15 protein-coding genes are annotated in these 14,645 nt (G+C 66.5%); 9 read left to right on the forward strand and 6 right to left on the reverse strand.

Translation table 11 applies throughout. The annotated features are described in order from the left end of the window. Positions 1–3: 3 nt before the first annotated feature. Together yidC and yihA are read left to right on the forward strand one after the other, a co-directional pair. Positions 4–1,701 carry a membrane protein insertase YidC gene (gene yidC, locus ASE83_RS15030; RefSeq protein WP_055792002.1) on the forward strand — a complete coding sequence of 566 codons (1,698 nt, stop codon included), beginning with the start codon at positions 4–6 and terminating at the stop codon, positions 1,699–1,701. Then, a complete protein-coding gene (yihA, locus tag ASE83_RS15035; RefSeq protein WP_055792005.1) occupies positions 1,698–2,366 on the forward strand; it encodes a ribosome biogenesis GTP-binding protein YihA/YsxC in 669 nt (222 codons plus the stop codon). Before yidC ends, yihA begins: the two co-directional genes overlap by 4 nt. A 120-nt stretch (positions 2,367–2,486) precedes the next feature. On the opposite strand, the gene ASE83_RS15040 is transcribed toward yihA, so the two are convergent. After that, positions 2,487–3,098 (reverse strand): exopolysaccharide biosynthesis protein, encoded by a 612-nt coding sequence (locus ASE83_RS15040; protein ID WP_055792008.1) that lies wholly within the window; start codon positions 3,096–3,098, stop codon positions 2,487–2,489. A gap of 77 nt (positions 3,099–3,175) precedes the next feature. On the opposite strand from ASE83_RS15040, the gene ASE83_RS15045 reads away from it, so the two are divergent. Then, complete coding sequence (locus ASE83_RS15045; RefSeq protein ID WP_055792011.1) at positions 3,176–3,844, forward strand: glutathione S-transferase family protein; 669 nt, start codon at positions 3,176–3,178, stop codon at positions 3,842–3,844. A gap of 136 nt (positions 3,845–3,980) precedes the next feature. Here the strand turns inward: ASE83_RS15045 and ASE83_RS15050 are convergent, their stop codons facing one another. Further along, positions 3,981–4,739, reverse strand: coding sequence for an alpha/beta fold hydrolase (locus ASE83_RS15050; protein ID WP_235513281.1), 759 nt, complete (start codon positions 4,737–4,739; stop codon positions 3,981–3,983). Between the two features lie 144 nt (positions 4,740–4,883). Between ASE83_RS15050 and ASE83_RS15055 the strand changes: the two genes are divergently transcribed. Then, positions 4,884–5,528, forward strand: coding sequence for a YitT family protein (locus ASE83_RS15055; RefSeq protein WP_055792019.1), 645 nt, complete (start codon positions 4,884–4,886; stop codon positions 5,526–5,528). Positions 5,529–5,532: 4 nt separating this feature from the next. Here the strand turns inward: ASE83_RS15055 and ASE83_RS19075 are convergent, their stop codons facing one another. After that, a complete protein-coding gene (locus tag ASE83_RS19075; protein WP_055792021.1) occupies positions 5,533–6,234 on the reverse strand; it encodes a methyl-accepting chemotaxis protein in 702 nt (233 codons plus the stop codon). Between the two features lie 172 nt (positions 6,235–6,406). Beyond that, a complete protein-coding gene (locus ASE83_RS15065) occupies positions 6,407–7,432 on the reverse strand; it encodes an aspartate-semialdehyde dehydrogenase (RefSeq protein WP_055792025.1) in 1,026 nt (341 codons plus the stop codon). 148 nt (positions 7,433–7,580) lie between these two features. Here ASE83_RS15065 and ASE83_RS15070 point away from each other — a divergent pair, with 148 nt between their 5' ends. Then, positions 7,581–8,402, forward strand: coding sequence for a DUF6402 family protein (locus tag ASE83_RS15070; protein ID WP_055792028.1), 822 nt, complete (start codon positions 7,581–7,583; stop codon positions 8,400–8,402). Beyond that, the gene (locus tag ASE83_RS15075; RefSeq protein WP_055792032.1) at positions 8,399–8,761 is read left to right on the forward strand and encodes a hypothetical protein; all 363 of its coding nucleotides are present in this window, start codon (positions 8,399–8,401) and stop codon (positions 8,759–8,761) included. The genes ASE83_RS15070 and ASE83_RS15075 overlap by 4 nt, the downstream gene beginning before the upstream one ends. Before the next feature lie 46 nt (positions 8,762–8,807). Here ASE83_RS15075 and ASE83_RS15080 read toward each other — a convergent pair whose 3' ends face one another. Both ASE83_RS15080 and ASE83_RS15085 read right to left on the reverse strand, forming a co-directional pair. Then, positions 8,808–11,057: a S9 family peptidase gene (locus ASE83_RS15080; RefSeq protein ID WP_082443408.1), complete on the reverse strand. Its 2,250-nt coding sequence runs from the start codon at positions 11,055–11,057 to the stop codon at positions 8,808–8,810. Positions 11,058–11,283: 226 nt separating this feature from the next. Further along, on the reverse strand, positions 11,284–11,766 hold the full coding sequence (locus ASE83_RS15085) for an SH3 domain-containing protein (protein WP_055792035.1): 483 nt from the start codon (positions 11,764–11,766) through the stop codon (positions 11,284–11,286). Positions 11,767–11,864: 98 nt separating this feature from the next. On the opposite strand from ASE83_RS15085, the gene ASE83_RS15090 reads away from it, so the two are divergent. The 3 genes from ASE83_RS15090 to ASE83_RS15100 all read left to right on the forward strand — a co-directional run bounded on the left by ASE83_RS15090 (position 11,865) and on the right by ASE83_RS15100 (position 14,318). Continuing rightward, positions 11,865–12,866 (forward strand): 2-hydroxyacid dehydrogenase, encoded by a 1,002-nt coding sequence (locus tag ASE83_RS15090; RefSeq protein WP_055792038.1) that lies wholly within the window; start codon positions 11,865–11,867, stop codon positions 12,864–12,866. A 19-nt stretch (positions 12,867–12,885) separates the two neighbouring features. Beyond that, positions 12,886–13,410 carry an HIT family protein gene (locus tag ASE83_RS15095; RefSeq protein ID WP_055792042.1) on the forward strand — a complete coding sequence of 175 codons (525 nt, stop codon included), beginning with the start codon at positions 12,886–12,888 and terminating at the stop codon, positions 13,408–13,410. An 83-nt stretch (positions 13,411–13,493) separates the two neighbouring features. After that, on the forward strand, positions 13,494–14,318 hold the full coding sequence (locus ASE83_RS15100; RefSeq protein ID WP_055792449.1) for a hypothetical protein: 825 nt from the start codon (positions 13,494–13,496) through the stop codon (positions 14,316–14,318). The last annotated feature ends 327 nt before the right edge of the window (positions 14,319–14,645 follow it).

Consider the following 14,645-nt stretch of genomic DNA (forward strand, 5'->3'; position numbering starts at 1 on the left):
CGCGTGAAGAACGACCAGAAGAATTTCCTGCTGTTCGCGGTGCTGGCTGCGCTGGTGCTGTTCGGCTGGCCGTATATCGCCAACCACTTCTTTCCGGCCGCCAACCCGCCGGTGACGAAGCTGGAGGACGGCAAGAGCAAGCCGGTCGCCAATCCCGCGACCGACCCCGCCGCCGATACCGCGAACGCGATTCGCGACCGGGTGCAGGTGCTGCGCGAAACCCCGCGCGTGCAGATCGAAACGCCGTCGGTGCAGGGATCGATCAACCTGCGCGGCGGGCGGATCGATGACTTGGTGCTGTTGCGCCACCGCGAAACGATCGCGAAGGATTCGCCCCCGGTCCGGCTCCTCTCGCCATCGGGCACGGCCGACGCCTATTTCGCGCAGTTCGGCTGGAGCGGCACCGGCATCACCCCGCCGCCCGCCGACGCACTGTGGACCGCATCGGGCACGAAGCTGACGCCGACCACGCCGGTGACGCTGACGACGCAGGCGGGCAGCCAGCGCTACCTGATGCAGATTTCGGTCGACAAGGACTATATGTTCACCGTGCGCCAGAGCGTGGTGAACACCGGTGCGCAGCCGGTGCAGGTCGCGACCTATGGCCTGCTCAGCCGTCGCGGTGCGCCGGTCGACAAGGATACGATGACGATCCAGGTCGGCCCGATCTACGAAGCCGGCAACGGCGTGAAGTTCGACGTCGACTACAAGGACATCGACGCCGCGCCGACGACCTTCAACACGAAGGGCGGCTGGCTCGGCTTCACCGACCATTACTGGATGACCGCGCTGATCCCCGATCAGAACGTGCAACATGGCCTGTCGCTCAAGGGCGGCGACCAGCGGCACCAGGCGGACTATCGCTCGCCGACGCTCGCCACGCTGAACCCCGGTCAGGCGATGACGCAGAGCGCGCGCTTCTTTGCCGGTGCCAAGGAAAATAAGGTCCTGAACGCGTATGAGGAACAGGGCGTGCCCTATTTCTCGCGCTCGATCGACTGGGGCTGGTTCCGCGTCGTCGAGGAACCGATCTTCGTCTATCTCGACTGGCTGTTCCGCATGGTCGGCAATTTCGGGGTGGCGATCATCCTGCTGACGCTGACCATCCGCGGCCTGATGTTCCCGATCGCCCAGCGCCAGTTCGCGTCGATGGCGGCGATGCGCGCCATCCAGCCCAAGCTGAAGGTGCTGCAGGAACGCTACAAGGACGACAAGCCGCGTCTCCAGCAGGAGATGATGGCGCTCTACAAGACGGAAAAGGTGAACCCGGTCGCCGGCTGCCTGCCGACGCTGATCCAGATTCCGATCTTCTACGCGCTGTACAAGGTGCTGTTGCTGACCATCGAGATGCGGCACCAGCCGTTCGTCGGCTGGATCAAGGATCTGTCCGCGCCCGATCCGGCGACGATCCTGAACCTGTTCGGCTATCTCGACTTCACCCCGCCGCACTTCCTGGCGATCGGCATCGTGCCGGTGCTGCTCGGTATCTCGATGTACTTCCAGTTCAAGCTGAACCCGGCACCGATGGACGACATGCAGAAGCAGGTCTTCGGTCTGATGCCGTGGGTGCTGATGTTCATCATGGCCCCGTTCGCGGTCGGGTTGCAGGTATACTGGATCACGTCGAACCTGTTGACGATCGCGCAGCAGCAGCTGCTCTATTCGCGGCACCCGGCGCTCAAGCAGGCTGCGCCTAAGTGAACGACCTCCCACCCCCGCCGCCCGGCGACGACCGCTTCGATCCCGACCAGATCGAAGCGGCGCGCAAGATCTTCGCGGGGCCGATCCAGTTCCTGAAGTCCGCGCCGTCGCTGGAGCATCTGCCCCCGCCCGACGTGCCGGAGATCGCCTTTGCCGGCCGGTCGAACGTCGGCAAGTCGTCGCTGCTCAACGCGCTGACCGGCCGCAGCTCGCTGGCGCGGACCTCGGTCACGCCGGGGCGGACGCAGGAGCTGAACTTCTTCGACATCGGCACGCCGCTCAAGTTCCGGCTGGTCGACATGCCGGGCTACGGCTTTGCCAAGGCGCCCAAGGACATGGTCCGCAAGTGGCGCTATCTGGTGAACGACTATCTGCGCGGGCGGCAGGTGCTGAAGCGCACGCTGGTGCTGATCGATTCGCGCCACGGCATCAAGGATGTCGACCGCGACGTGTTCGAGATGCTGGACAAGGCGGCGACCAGCTACCGCATCGTCCTGACCAAGACCGACAAGATCAAGGCGACCGAGCTGGAAGACGTCTACGCGGCGGTCGGCGACGAGGTGCGCAAGCGGCCGGCGGCGCATCCCGACGTCATCTCGACGTCGAGCGAAAAGGGCATGGGCATCGCCGAACTGCGCGCGGCGGTGATCGAATCGATCGGCTGACCTGTCGTCATTCCGGCGTAGGCCGGAATCCATGGATGGGGGTGACGGCGCGATGGAATCGTGAGCACCCGACACAATGGATCCCGGCCTGCGCCGGGATGACAACAGCAAAGCATAACCCTATCTCGACGCGAACAACCCCGCCCCCAGCGCCACCGCGCCGACCGACAGCACGCACGCGACAATCATAAGCAACCCGTCGCGCACCAGCAGCGCGATGCCGAATGCCATGATCGCCGCCATCGGCGCGGTGCTGGCAAAGGGCAGCAGTTCGAGCGGCGGCACGGTCAGGCACAGCAGGATCACCGCCACCCCGGCGACCTTGACCATCGGTCCCTTAGTCAGCGCCGACAGGCGTCCATGGAACCACCGGTCCATCCGATCGGCGATCGGGCGGGTCTTGTCGGCGACCGTCACCAGCTTGCGGCCCGTCAGCCCGCGATTGGCCAGAAAACCCGGCAGCCACAAATGCTGGCGCCCCAGCACCAGTTGGACCGCCAGCAGGACCATCACCACCGCCATCGCGGTCGGCAGGCCGGGGATGCCGCCGACCGGCGAAACATCGATCAGCGGAAAGAGGATGAAGAACGGGCCATAGGCACGCTGGCCCAGCGCCTTCATCATGTCGCCCAGCTTCGCCTTGTCCTCGCCGGCCCGTTCGCCCAGTTCCTTGAGCCGGTCGAGCACCTCGCCCACGCTATGCGGGTCGCCGCGTTCATCCTGTTCCGCCATGGACCGGCCAACGGATCGTTGCGCGCCCGGTTCCAACGGGGTCGACAGCCCCGCCGCCGCGTGGCACCACCCGCCCCATGCTGAAGCTCATCATCGGGAACAAGGCCTATTCCTCCTGGTCGCTGCGCGGCTGGCTGGCGGCCAAGCTGTCGGGCCTGCCGTTCGAGGAGGTCGTCGTGCCGCTCTACGACGCCGACTGGGACAAGCGCCGCGAGGGTGACGAATTCGCGCCGTCGTCGGGGAAGGTCCCCATCCTGTGGGACGGCGACGACATCGTCGTGTGGGACAGCCTCGCGATCGTCGAATATCTCAACGAGAAATCGGGCGGCGACAAATTCTGGCCCGCCGATCCGGCGGCGCGCGCGATGGCGCGGTCGATGGCGGCGGAAATGCATTCGGGCTTCGCACCGCTGCGCCGCAAACACAGCATGAACGTCCGTCAGGTATACGACCCGACCCAGCCCGATGACGACGTCGCGGCCGATCTGGCGCGTATCTATGAGCTATGGGCGCAGGCGCGTGCCCGGTTCGGTCAGGGCGGCGACTATCTGTTCGGGCAGTTCGGCGCGGTCGACATCATGTTCGCGCCCGTCGCGACCCGGATCGTGACCTATTCGCTCCCCTGTCCGCGCTTCGCGATGGGGTACATCATCACGCTATTGCAGCACCCGTGGATGCAGGACTGGATCGCCGGCGCGCAGGAGGAGGATTGGGTGCTGGAGCAATATGAGCAGCCGGTGAAATAAAGATCCTCCCCGGCACGGGGAGGGGGACCAGCTAAGCTGGTGGAGGGGGCCGTCGTCATACGCAGCGGTTGCGTTACGAGGCTACTCCCCCTCCACCACCAGCTGCGCTGGTCCCCTTCCCCGTGCTGGGGAGGAATTACTTCAAAAACGCCGCGATCGCATCGCCCAGCTCCTTCTTCACCACCGCGCTCATATGATTGCCCGGCGTCTCGACCAGCCGCGCATCGGGGAGCAGGTCGGCCAGCGCGCGGTGACTGCCATTGTCATCGTCATCCTCGCCGGCCAGCACCAGCACCGGCTGCGTGATGCCGGCAAGTTCCTCCCGCGAGGTATCGACGAACGTGTCGAGGATACCGAGCAACGCCACCGGATCGCCGCCGGTGGTCTTCAGGAACGCCTCGGCCATCCACTCCGGCGATCCCCGCTCGAAGCTGCCGAGATTGGTAAGGATACGGCGGAAATGCGCCGCACGCCGCCCGGTGTCGAGCAGCCCTTCCAACCCCATGCCGCTCAGCACCAGCCGCTTGGGGCTAGCCCCCATCGCCACCATCCGCACCGCCGTCCGCGCGCCCAGCGAATAGCCGCCCAGTTCATAGTCGGTCAGCCCCAGATGCTCCAGCAGCGCCATGCCGTCCCGCGCCAGCGCATCGGCCGGATAGGCCGCCGCGTCATGCGGTCGCGCACTCAGCCCGTGCGCGCGCAGGTCGGGCATAATCACCCGCCGCCCCAGCGCCGCGACCTTCGCCGCATGGCCGTATTTGATCCAGTTCGTATCGGCATCGCTGAAATAGCCATGGATCAGCACCACCGGCGCGCCCTCGCCGACTTCATGCCATGCGATCTCGACCCCGTCGAAGCTGGCGAAATGATGGGTGGTGACGGGGGGCTGGGTCACGATCATGCAGTCCTTGGCCGGAAGTTGCGAAGGGCTATGCGCGGACCGATCCCGTCTGTCGAGCCGGGCGTGGCGCAATTGCCGCTTCACCAGCGCGCGAAATCAAGTTAGTATCCGGAGCAACAAAAGAACAAGCGGGAGGGGATGCCGGCCAGACCGGAGATCGACGCCATCACCCCCGCCCTGCCCAACAGCGCCGTACCGCACAGCCGGTCCGAAGACGTCTATGCGATCATCGTCGGTTGCGTGATGATTGCGCTCGGCCTCGCCATGCTACGCGCGGCCGGATTGGTAACCGGCGGCATCGCCGGGGTGGCGCTGCTGGTATCGTATCTGGTGCCGCTGCCGACCGGCGTGCTGTTCACGCTCATCAACATTCCGTTCTTCCTGTTCGCGAGGCGGGCGATGGGGTCGCGCTTCATGTGGCGGACGATCGCGGTCAATGGCGGCATCGCGCTGTTCTCGACGATGGCGCGCTACGGCTTTCGCATCGTCGAGGTACATCCCGCCTTTGCCGCCATCGCCGGGGGCACGGTGATCGGCATGGGCATATTGGCGCTCGCCCGCCACGATGCCGGGGTCGGCGGCACCGGTGTCGTCACGCTGTGGCTGCAGCGGACGCGGGGATGGAATGCCGGACGCACGCAGATCGCGATAGATCTCGCCATCCTCGCCGCATCGTTCGCCGTCGTCGCCCCGACGAAGGTCGCATGGTCGGCGATGAGCGCGGCGGCGATCAGCGGTATCCTGATCGCCTGGCATCGTCCGGGCCGCTATACCGGCTATTGACCGCTCAGGCGGCGATCGCCGTCCGCTGGTCGTTCTCGCGCAGCATCGCCGATGCGCGTTCGGTCGCGTGGCGAATATCCTCGGCCAGCGATTTCACCTCGCGCGCGACCACGGCAAAGCCGGTGCCGGCCTCACCCGCGCGCGCCGCCTCGATCGCGGCATTAAGCGCCACCAGACGGGTCTGCGCGGTAATGTCGCCGATCGATGCCACGATCGCCGTCAGCTGCGCCATGGCCGATCGCAGCGCCTCCGCCTGCCCCGCCAGTCGCGCCTGAAACCGCTGCCCTTCATCGAAGCGGGTCTGCACCTCGCGTTCCAGCAATACCTGACGGGTCAGGTCGGTCGCAATCTTGACGATCGACGATGGTTGCCCGTCGGGATCGAGGATGGGGTTGTAGGTCGCCTGCAACCACACGTCGCGGCCCTGCCGATCGACCCGGCGATACAATCCGCTGTCGAACGCGCCCCTGCTCAGCTTGCGCCAGAATTGCGTATATTCCGCGGAGACGCTCTCTTCCGGCCGACAGAACATGCGGTGATGGCGCCCGCGGACCTGCGCCAGCGCATATCCCATGGTATCGAGGAACAGGTCGTTCGCCCACAGGACGGTGCCGTCGAGCGCGAAATCGACCACCGCCTGCGAGCGACAGATCGCTTCCCACGCGCCGACGTACAACGCGCCATCCCGGATACCCTGCGTGTCCATACACAAATATTGCGCGCCGGACGGTTAATACCGGCTTAGGAGGTTGGCAGCATCGGCGGCATATAATGTACGGCGTCGTACCCAATGCTGCCGATACCTGCAGCCATGCCAGATGCCGACAATCGCAGTCGCCACCCCGGCCCCGGTCCGGAGTGGCGCTGCCGGATGCGGTTCAGTCCTTCTTCAGATGCCGGCGGCCGAGCAGCTCGGCGATCTGCACCGCGTTCAGCGCGGCACCCTTGCGCAGATTGTCCGACACGCACCACAAAGCGAGGCCGTTCTCGACGGTCGAATCCTCGCGAACGCGGCTGACATAGGTCGCGAAGTCGCCGACGCATTCGATCGGGGTCGCGTATCCGCCGTCCTCGCGCTTGTCGACCAGCATGATGCCTGGCGCCTCGCGCAGGATCTTCTGCGCATCCTCGGCCGACAGTTCGTTCTCCATCTCGATATGGATGGCTTCCGAATGGCCGACGAACACTGGCACGCGGACACAGGTCGCCGTCACCTTGATCTTGGGATCGAGGATCTTCTTGGTCTCGACCACCATCTTCCACTCTTCCTTGGTCGACCCGTCGTCGAGGAAGCTGTCGATGTGCGGGATCACGTTGAACGCGATCTGCTTGGTGAACTTCTTCGGTTCCGCCGAATCTCCGACGAAGATGTTGCGGCTCTGCTCGAACAGCTCGTCCATCCCCGCCTTGCCCGCGCCCGACACCGACTGGTACGTCGCGACGACGACGCGCTTGATCGTGGCGGCGTCGTGGATCGGCTTGAGCGCGACGACCATCTGCGCGGTCGAGCAGTTCGGGTTGGCGATGATGTTGCGTGCCTTGTACCCGTCGATCGCCTCCGGATTCACTTCCGGCACGATCAGCGGCACGTCGGGGTCCATGCGGTACAGCGACGAATTGTCGATCACGGTGCACCCGGCGGCGGCGAACTTGGGCGCATAGACCTTGGTCGCCTCGCTGCCGATCGCGAACAGCGCCATGTCCCATCCGGTGGGGTCGAAATGCTCGATATTCTGAATCTTGTACTGCTTGCCGGTCTCGCCGAAATCGGCCATGTCGCCGGCCGATCGCGACGATGCCAGCACCGCCAGATCGTCGATCGGAAACTCGCGCTCCGCCAGGATGTTCAGCATTTCGCGACCGACATTGCCGGTCGCGCCGGCGACGACTACCCGATAACCCACTTGCTTACTCCGCGATCATAACTTGCGCGAACGCATAGTCGCCTTGGAAGAAAAGTCCAGCGGTTCGCTTAGCGCGACAGGACGCGCTACCGCCCTTGCCCTCAGGCCAAAGCCGCGTGCATGGTCACGGCCGGATCGGAGGCCCAGGATGAATGCACCGCGCAAGGCGTTCTATCTGAGCGATATTCCCGCGGCGATGCGGCGCGAACAATGGCCGATCGGCGCGGCACTGATGAACCGGTGGTTTGCCGCGCGTGGCTGGGCCATGCCGACGGCCGTCAAGCGTGGACGACAACCCGCGCCGCCGCGCGCCGTCGATACGACCAGCGTCACGATGCACTGGGCGATGACGGTGCCACGCTTCGCCGCCGCACAGCGCAGGCTGCTGGCGACTTGGTCGCACGGCGAACGGCTCGGTCCCAGTTCGGGCGAAGTCGTCGCACAGGTCCGGCGGTGGATGAGCATCTACCGCGTGGCTGGCGATCGCGCGTTTCGCTTCGGCGATCTGACACGGCGCGTGCCGGTCATCGACATCGACTGCGCGATCAATCGCGAGGTGGTCGACAGCGCATGGTATGGCGCGGTCGATGACTTTTATGCTGCGTTCGGCAGCGCACTGGTGCGGCTGGCGGTCAGCGGCATGGTCGAACCCGTCACTGGCGGCTGGCGGGTGACGATCGATCAGGTCGGGACCTATCTGCGCGACTCCTACGATTTCAACGGCGACCAGCCGCTCGGCAGCTGGGGGCCGGACGGCCTGTCCCGTGTAGCGATACTGGCCCCCGCGATTGAGGTGGATGTCCGCAAGCAACCCGCCCTCCTTCGACAAGGGTTCGCCTATTTTTCGGTCGGCAACGAATCCTTCCGGCGGTATCGCGGTGTTACGGGCATGGGCGGGGACTTCATGATCTATTCGGACATCCGGGTGCAGCGCCTCAACCAGCCGGTCGTCGTCATGGTGCCGCGGTGAGCCGGCGGTCGTGGAGCGGGCTGGCAGTCGCGATCGCGTTCGTCGCGGGCACGGGGCTGGGCGCCACGGCGGGGCTATACTGGTCGACGCCGGGTGCCCTGATCGACATCGAAACCTCGCCCGACCGACGGGAGCGGGTCGAACTCTATCGTCCCGATCGATGGCAGCAGCTGACCGGCCACAACTCCGCCGACTATGCGGTCGCGCGGCTGTCATCGGCTGCCGACGGCACTGTGCTGACCACCAGTCCTCCCTTCTATCTCGACGGGTCGGGCACGACGCGCTGGTCACGCGCGGCGGTCGAGATCGGCGTCGCCGCCCGGTACGATCGGGCGGCGGGCAAATGGTCGGTGCGATAGGCCGACCTTTCCGCCGCCCGGTACATTGACCGGGCGGCGGGACGCGTCACTGCTTGTCCTTCACCTGCCGGTCGAGGAAGTTCAGGATCGTCTTCCACAGATGTTCGCTGACACCGGGTCCGCCGACACGGTGGGTCTGCCCCGGATAGAGCATCAGTTCGAACGGCGTCGCCGATTTCTGCATTGCCGCCATCATCGCGGTCGAATGTTCCAGCACCACGTTATCGTCGGCCATGCCGTGGATCAGCAGCAGCGGATCGGTGATCTTCGCCGCGTCCGCCACCGTCGCCGATGCGCCATAGGCTTCGGGCACCGTGCGCGGATCGCCCATGTACCGCTCGGTATAATGGGTGTCGTACAATTCCCAGCGCGACACCGGCGCACCGGCCACCCCGGCGGCGAACACCCCCGGCGCCTTTTCGAGCATCTTCAGCGTCATATAGCCGCCATAGGACCAGCCATAGGTCGCGATCTTGTCCGGCGCGACGAACGGCAGCGTCTTCAGGTAATTCGCGCCGGCGATCTGGTCGTCGACCTCCACCGTGCCCATCGCGCGATAGATCTGGTTCTCGAACGCCTTGCCGCGTTCGGGCGAACCGCGATTGTCGATCTCGAACCAGATCCAGCCCTGATCGACCAGATATTGCCGGAGCGCCCCGCCCCAGGCCCGGCGCACGACCTGGCTGCCCGGCCCGCCATAGTGCGAGAAGAACACCGGGTAGCGCTTCCCCGGCTCCAGCGCGGGCGTAATCATGTTCCAGTGCAGCACTGACCCATCGGCCGCCTTGATCTCGCCGAACTGGGTCGGGCGATGGCTGGCGACATAGGGCGCGTACGGATGGTCGCCGTTCAGCGCATTCTCGTTGATCCACGCGATCCGCCTGGCGCTGGTATCCGCCAGATAGGTCTGCGCCGGCTGGTCGGGATTGGAGCGGGTAACGATCAGCCGCGACGCCTTTGCATCCATCGATGCACCGTACGACCAGCCCGCCTCGGTCATCCGCGTGACGCTGCCGGGCTTGTTCAGGTCGACGCGGTATAGCTGCCGCTCCAGCGCATCGTCCTTGTTGGCCAGGAAATAGACGCGGCCCTTCGCCTCGTCGACGCCCGCCAGGTCGGCGACCATCCACTTGCCGCTGGTCAGCTGCGTCCACTTGCCCGCCTGCCAGCGATACAGATGACCATAGCCGTCGCGCTCCGACCACCAGATCAGGCTGCCGTCCTTCATCAGATGATAGGCGTCGGACAGGTTTATCCAGCTCTTGGGGCCAGACTCCTCGGTAAACAGCAATGTCGATCGCCCGGTCGCCGGATCGACCCGCAGCATGTCGAGCTTCGTCTGCGCCCGGTCCTGCCGCTGGACCAGCAGCGCCTTGCCATCGGGGGTCCAGTCGACCCGCGCCAGATAGATGTCGGGATCGGGACCCAGGTCGACCTTCACCTTGCCCGACCCGTCCGGCTTCATCACGTACAGCTCGACCAGTACGTTCGGCGTACCGGCCTTCGGATAGCGCTGCTGATAGACGCTCGTCCCCTCGGCCCCGATCGCCGACCTTGTGACGATGCCGACCGGCGCCTCGTCGAACCGCTCGACCGCGACCAGCCGGTCGTTCGGCGACCACCAGTAACCGGTGCGGCGGCTCATCTCTTCCTGCGCGACGAACTCCGCCTCGCCGAAATGGACCGTGTCCTTGCCCTCGGTGGTGAGCGCGGTTTCCTTGCCCGACTTCAGGTCGAGCGCGACGAGATTCTGGTCGCGCACGAAGCTGACATACTTGCCCTCGGGGCTGACCACCGGGTTCAGCTCGCCGCTCTCGCTGTTGGTCAGCCGGCGGACCTCGCCCTCGATCGAGGCGAGGTACAGGTCGCCGTCCAGCGGCACCAGGATCGACTTGCCATCGGGCGCCCAGTCATAGGCCAGGATACCGCGCTTGCCGGTCAGCGAACGGTCGCGCTCGCGCTGCATCTTCTCGGCTTCGGACAGCGCGGCGCCGGTGCCGACCTTCTTGGAATCGACCAGCATTCGCCATTCGCGCGTGGTCGTATCCATCGCCCACAGGTCGAACCGCTCGCGCTCGTCGGCGCGGTTGCGCAGCAGCGTGACGTATTTGCCATCGGGCGAGAGCTTCAGGCTCTGCGGCTGGCTGCCGTTCAGGTCGGGACTGGCGAACACCCGCTCCAGCGTGAGGTCGCCCGGCTTCACCGGATTACCGGCTGCCGCCGGCTGGGCCGGTTCACTCGCCATGCCGGCCGTTCCCATCGCCAGCAACGCCGCTCCCATCAACCATTTTACCATAGTGCCCCGTATCCCAGTCCGGCGGTTCCGCGCCGGTCGTATCAGTTGTTATCGCGTGGGGAACGGCGGACGTAAATGGTTGAATCGGACGTAGCTCGTCCCTTGTACAACGCCCCGAAAACGTCGCCCCAGCGAAGGCTGGGGCCTCAAGCGGCTCCTGTCCCGCGTAGCAACCGGGAAATCCCAGCCTTCGCCGGGATGACGTATGGTTCAGTTGTGCGTCGCCCTACATCGTCTCGCCCGGATCGACGCCCCACAGCCGCGACTGTTCGACATAACCCCCGCGCCCCTTCACGTCGAAGAAGCACCACGCCCCGTTGCAGCGCGACAGCCGCCCGACCACGCCCGGCGCCGCGCGCCACACCACCGCCGCGCCCGATTGCGGCGATGCGCGCAGCTCCAGCACCTCGCGCCCGACGAAACCGGTGCGCCGGTCGCTCAGCAGCCCGACTTGCAACCATCCGCGCGTGCCGTCGGGGTCCTCGACCCGGCGCCAGTCCTGATAGATGTCGAGCACCTTGATCGGCATGTCGGCGCGGCGATAGACCCATTGCGTGGGATAATTCTTGCCCGGCCCGCTGCGCATCCGCGCCTCTCCGGCGGCGATCGACGCATAATAGGGCGTCTTGCGGCGCTGCGCATCGGCCGCTCCGCCCGCAATCATCGTCAGCACCGCCGCCACCGCGATCGATCGCCCGCCCAAGCGCATGATATTGTCCCCAGATGTCTGTCCCTTGCCTGTATCGGCAAGCACCACTCCGCCGCAAGCCGTTGACGCCGTGCGCACCAGTCGCCAATCCATCGATCATGGCCGCAGCATCCCCCCCGCCCCGCACGCCCCGAGTCCGGGTGACCCGGCGGCTGCCGGCGGCGACCGAGGGGCGGATGGCGACGCTGTTCGACACGGTGTTCAGCCCCGACGACCACGCCTTTTCCCGCGACGAACTCGCCGCCGCGATGGCGGATTGCGACGTGCTGGTCCCCGCCGTTACCGACGTGATCGACGCCGACCTGATCGCCGCCGCCCCCGATCGCCTCCGCCTGATCGCCAATTACGGTGCGGGCGTGAACCATATCGACCTGAAGGCGGCACACGCCCGCCGCATCTTGGTCACCAACACGCCCGGCGTCCTGACCGAAGACACCGCCGACATGGTGATGGCCCTGATCCTCGCCGTGCCGCGCCGGCTGGCCGAGGGGGAGAAGCTGGTCCGGTCGGGCGAATGGAAGGGGTGGAGCCCCAGCGGGATGCTCGGCCACCGCATCGGCGGCAAGGCGCTGGGGATCATCGGCATGGGCCGCATCGGACAGGCTGTCGCCCGCCGCGCCCGCGCCTTCGGCCTGTCGATCCACTATCACAACCGTCACCGCCTGCCCGACACGGTCGAGGCGGAACTGGGCGCGACATGGCATGACGATCTCGACGCGATGCTGGGCGTCATCGACCTGCTGACGATCCACACCCCGCGCAACGCCGACAGCGAAAACCTGCTCGACGCGCGCCGCATCGCCCGGCTGCGCCGCCACGTCTATCTCATCAACGCCTCGCGCGGCGGGATCGTCGACGAAGAGGCGCTGGTCGACGCGCTGGAGCGCGGTCGCCTCGCCGGCGCCGGTCTCGACGTCTGGGCGCACGAACCGGTCATCGACCCGCGCCTGCTGGCGCTGCCCAATGTCGTGATGACCCCGCATATGGGATCGGCCACGCTGGAGGGCCGCGTCGCGATGGGGGAAAAGGTCATCACCAACATCCGCGTCTGGTCCGACGGGCACCGGCCGCCGGATCAGGTGCTGGACGGGTTGCGGTAGGAAAGCCGGGGGAAGCGGAATGCGGTGGACGCGGATCGTTGTCGGCCTGATGCCGGTCGCGGCGCTGTCCGGCGCCGCGATGGCAACAGCCGGAGGACAACAGCCCGAGGCGGACAAGCCGATCGTCTGCCCGCTGTCCGCGCCCTACCGCACCGACAATGTCTTCGCCCGCATCCTGCTGCACGAACTTCCGGCCTCGATCATCGCCGAAGACGCCCGCGTGATGGCGATCGTGCCGACGGACTGGAAGCGCCCCGGCCACGCGCTGGTCATCCCGAAGGCACCGGTGCGCAACCTGTACGATCTGAACGACCGCGACACGCTCGCTGTCATGCGGATGGCGAAGCGCGTCGCGACCGCGCAGCAGCGCGCGTTCGGGAGCACCGGCTTTGCCCTGCAGCAGAACAACGCCGTCAGCCAGCATGTCTGCCACTTCCACCTGCACGTCATCCCGAATACCCCGCCGGCACCCCGGACCAACCCGACGCGTGCCGAAATGGACGACATCGCCAGGCGACTAAAGGCTGCCCTTCCGCCCGGCTGACCGGTCGCTGGACGCGCCGCCGGGCAGCGAGCCGTAACATAGTGTTGTTAGCAGGCAGCACCGCCCGCTTCGTGAGGATGCCGATGCATTTCGATCTGATCCAGTCGCTCAGCCTGTGCGGCGACCCGCTGATCCCGAACGACGACCGCGCCGGCAGTACCGCCGGCCGGGCATGGGTGATCGACGGGGCGACCGACCTTGGCTCGCCCGGCCTGCTGGGGGAACAGGGCGGCGCGGCATGGCTGGCGATGACCGCCGATGCCGCCTTCGCGACCGCCGACGCCCCGACGCTGGCGGAGGCGTGCACCCAGGTCTGCGAGCGGGTTGAAACCCGCTACGCCGCCGAAGCACGGCGGATGCCGGCGGGGCCATGGGAACTGCCCCGCGCCTCCTTCGCCGCGATCCAGATCGCCGGACACCGGATCGACCTCGCTTGGGCCAGCGACTGTTCGGTCCTGCACGCCACCGCCGACGGCACGGCATGGCGCACCCCCGCGCCCAGCCGCGCCCGCGAAAGCGCGCAGGCGGCGGCGCTCGGCCCCGGCATCGGTGCGGTAAAGCTCGGCACCGAAGCGGTGTTGCAGGACCGGCGGCAGTCCCGCTCGCGTCCCGGCCAGCGCGTGCTGAGCATCGACGCCGCGGCGACGCTGGCGATCCTCGGCCACGCCCGCTTCGACATCGCGGTCGGCGACGAACTGCTGCTGATGAGCGACGGCATGGTCGCGCTGGTCGATGCCTATGGGCGTCACGATGCCGACAGCCTGTTCGCCGCCGTCCGCGCCCACGGACTGGCCGCGCTCGGCACGGAACTCCGCGACATCGAACGGGACGACGCCGCCTGCCTGCGCTTCCCCCGCTTCAAGGTCAGCGACGACGCGACCGCGCTCTGGTTGCGTATCGGCGGCTGACGCGGAAACGGCACGTCACCCCGGACTTGATCGAGACCTCTGCAAAAGTCTCGAACAGAACCAGCGCCTCGCCGTACCCCGGCGAAGGCCGGGGTCCAGTTGGAAAGGCTTTTCCGTATCTTACCGACGCCCCCCAACTGGGCCCCGGCCTTCGCCGGGGTACGGATTGGAGGCTTTCGCACAGGTCTCGACTTGATCCGGTGTCCCGCTTCTTCTTCGTCACACGCGGCTTTCCTACAACGACGCGCTTCGGCATCATGCGCCAGGCCGCACCTCGGCCACGCTCTTTGACAGTGCTATTCCACGCGAAACGCAAATAGCGCACGA

This window comes from Sphingomonas sp. Leaf32, from assembly GCF_001421765.1.
In the GTDB taxonomy this organism is placed as follows: domain Bacteria; phylum Pseudomonadota; class Alphaproteobacteria; order Sphingomonadales; family Sphingomonadaceae; genus Sphingomonas.

What these genes read in the sequence shown, in the direction of transcription:
- ASE83_RS15040 (WP_055792008.1), bottom strand. Translation starts at nt 3,098, where the DNA reads ATGGCGGAACAGGATGAACGCGGCGACCCGCATAGCGTGGGCGAGGTG.
- ASE83_RS15045 (WP_055792011.1), top strand. Translation starts at nt 3,176, where the DNA reads ATGCTGAAGCTCATCATCGGGAACAAGGCCTATTCCTCCTGGTCGCTG.
- ASE83_RS15055 (WP_055792019.1), top strand. Translation starts at nt 4,884, where the DNA reads ATGCCGGCCAGACCGGAGATCGACGCCATCACCCCCGCCCTGCCCAAC.
- ASE83_RS19075 (WP_055792021.1), bottom strand. Translation starts at nt 6,234, where the DNA reads ATGGACACGCAGGGTATCCGGGATGGCGCGTTGTACGTCGGCGCGTGG.
- ASE83_RS15070 (WP_055792028.1), top strand. Translation starts at nt 7,581, where the DNA reads ATGAATGCACCGCGCAAGGCGTTCTATCTGAGCGATATTCCCGCGGCG.
- ASE83_RS15080 (WP_082443408.1), bottom strand. Translation starts at nt 11,057, where the DNA reads ATGGTAAAATGGTTGATGGGAGCGGCGTTGCTGGCGATGGGAACGGCC.
- ASE83_RS15085 (WP_055792035.1), bottom strand. Translation starts at nt 11,766, where the DNA reads ATGCGCTTGGGCGGGCGATCGATCGCGGTGGCGGCGGTGCTGACGATG.
- ASE83_RS15090 (WP_055792038.1), top strand. Translation starts at nt 11,865, where the DNA reads ATGGCCGCAGCATCCCCCCCGCCCCGCACGCCCCGAGTCCGGGTGACC.
- ASE83_RS15095 (WP_055792042.1), top strand. Translation starts at nt 12,886, where the DNA reads ATGCGGTGGACGCGGATCGTTGTCGGCCTGATGCCGGTCGCGGCGCTG.
- ASE83_RS15100 (WP_055792449.1), top strand. Translation starts at nt 13,494, where the DNA reads ATGCATTTCGATCTGATCCAGTCGCTCAGCCTGTGCGGCGACCCGCTG.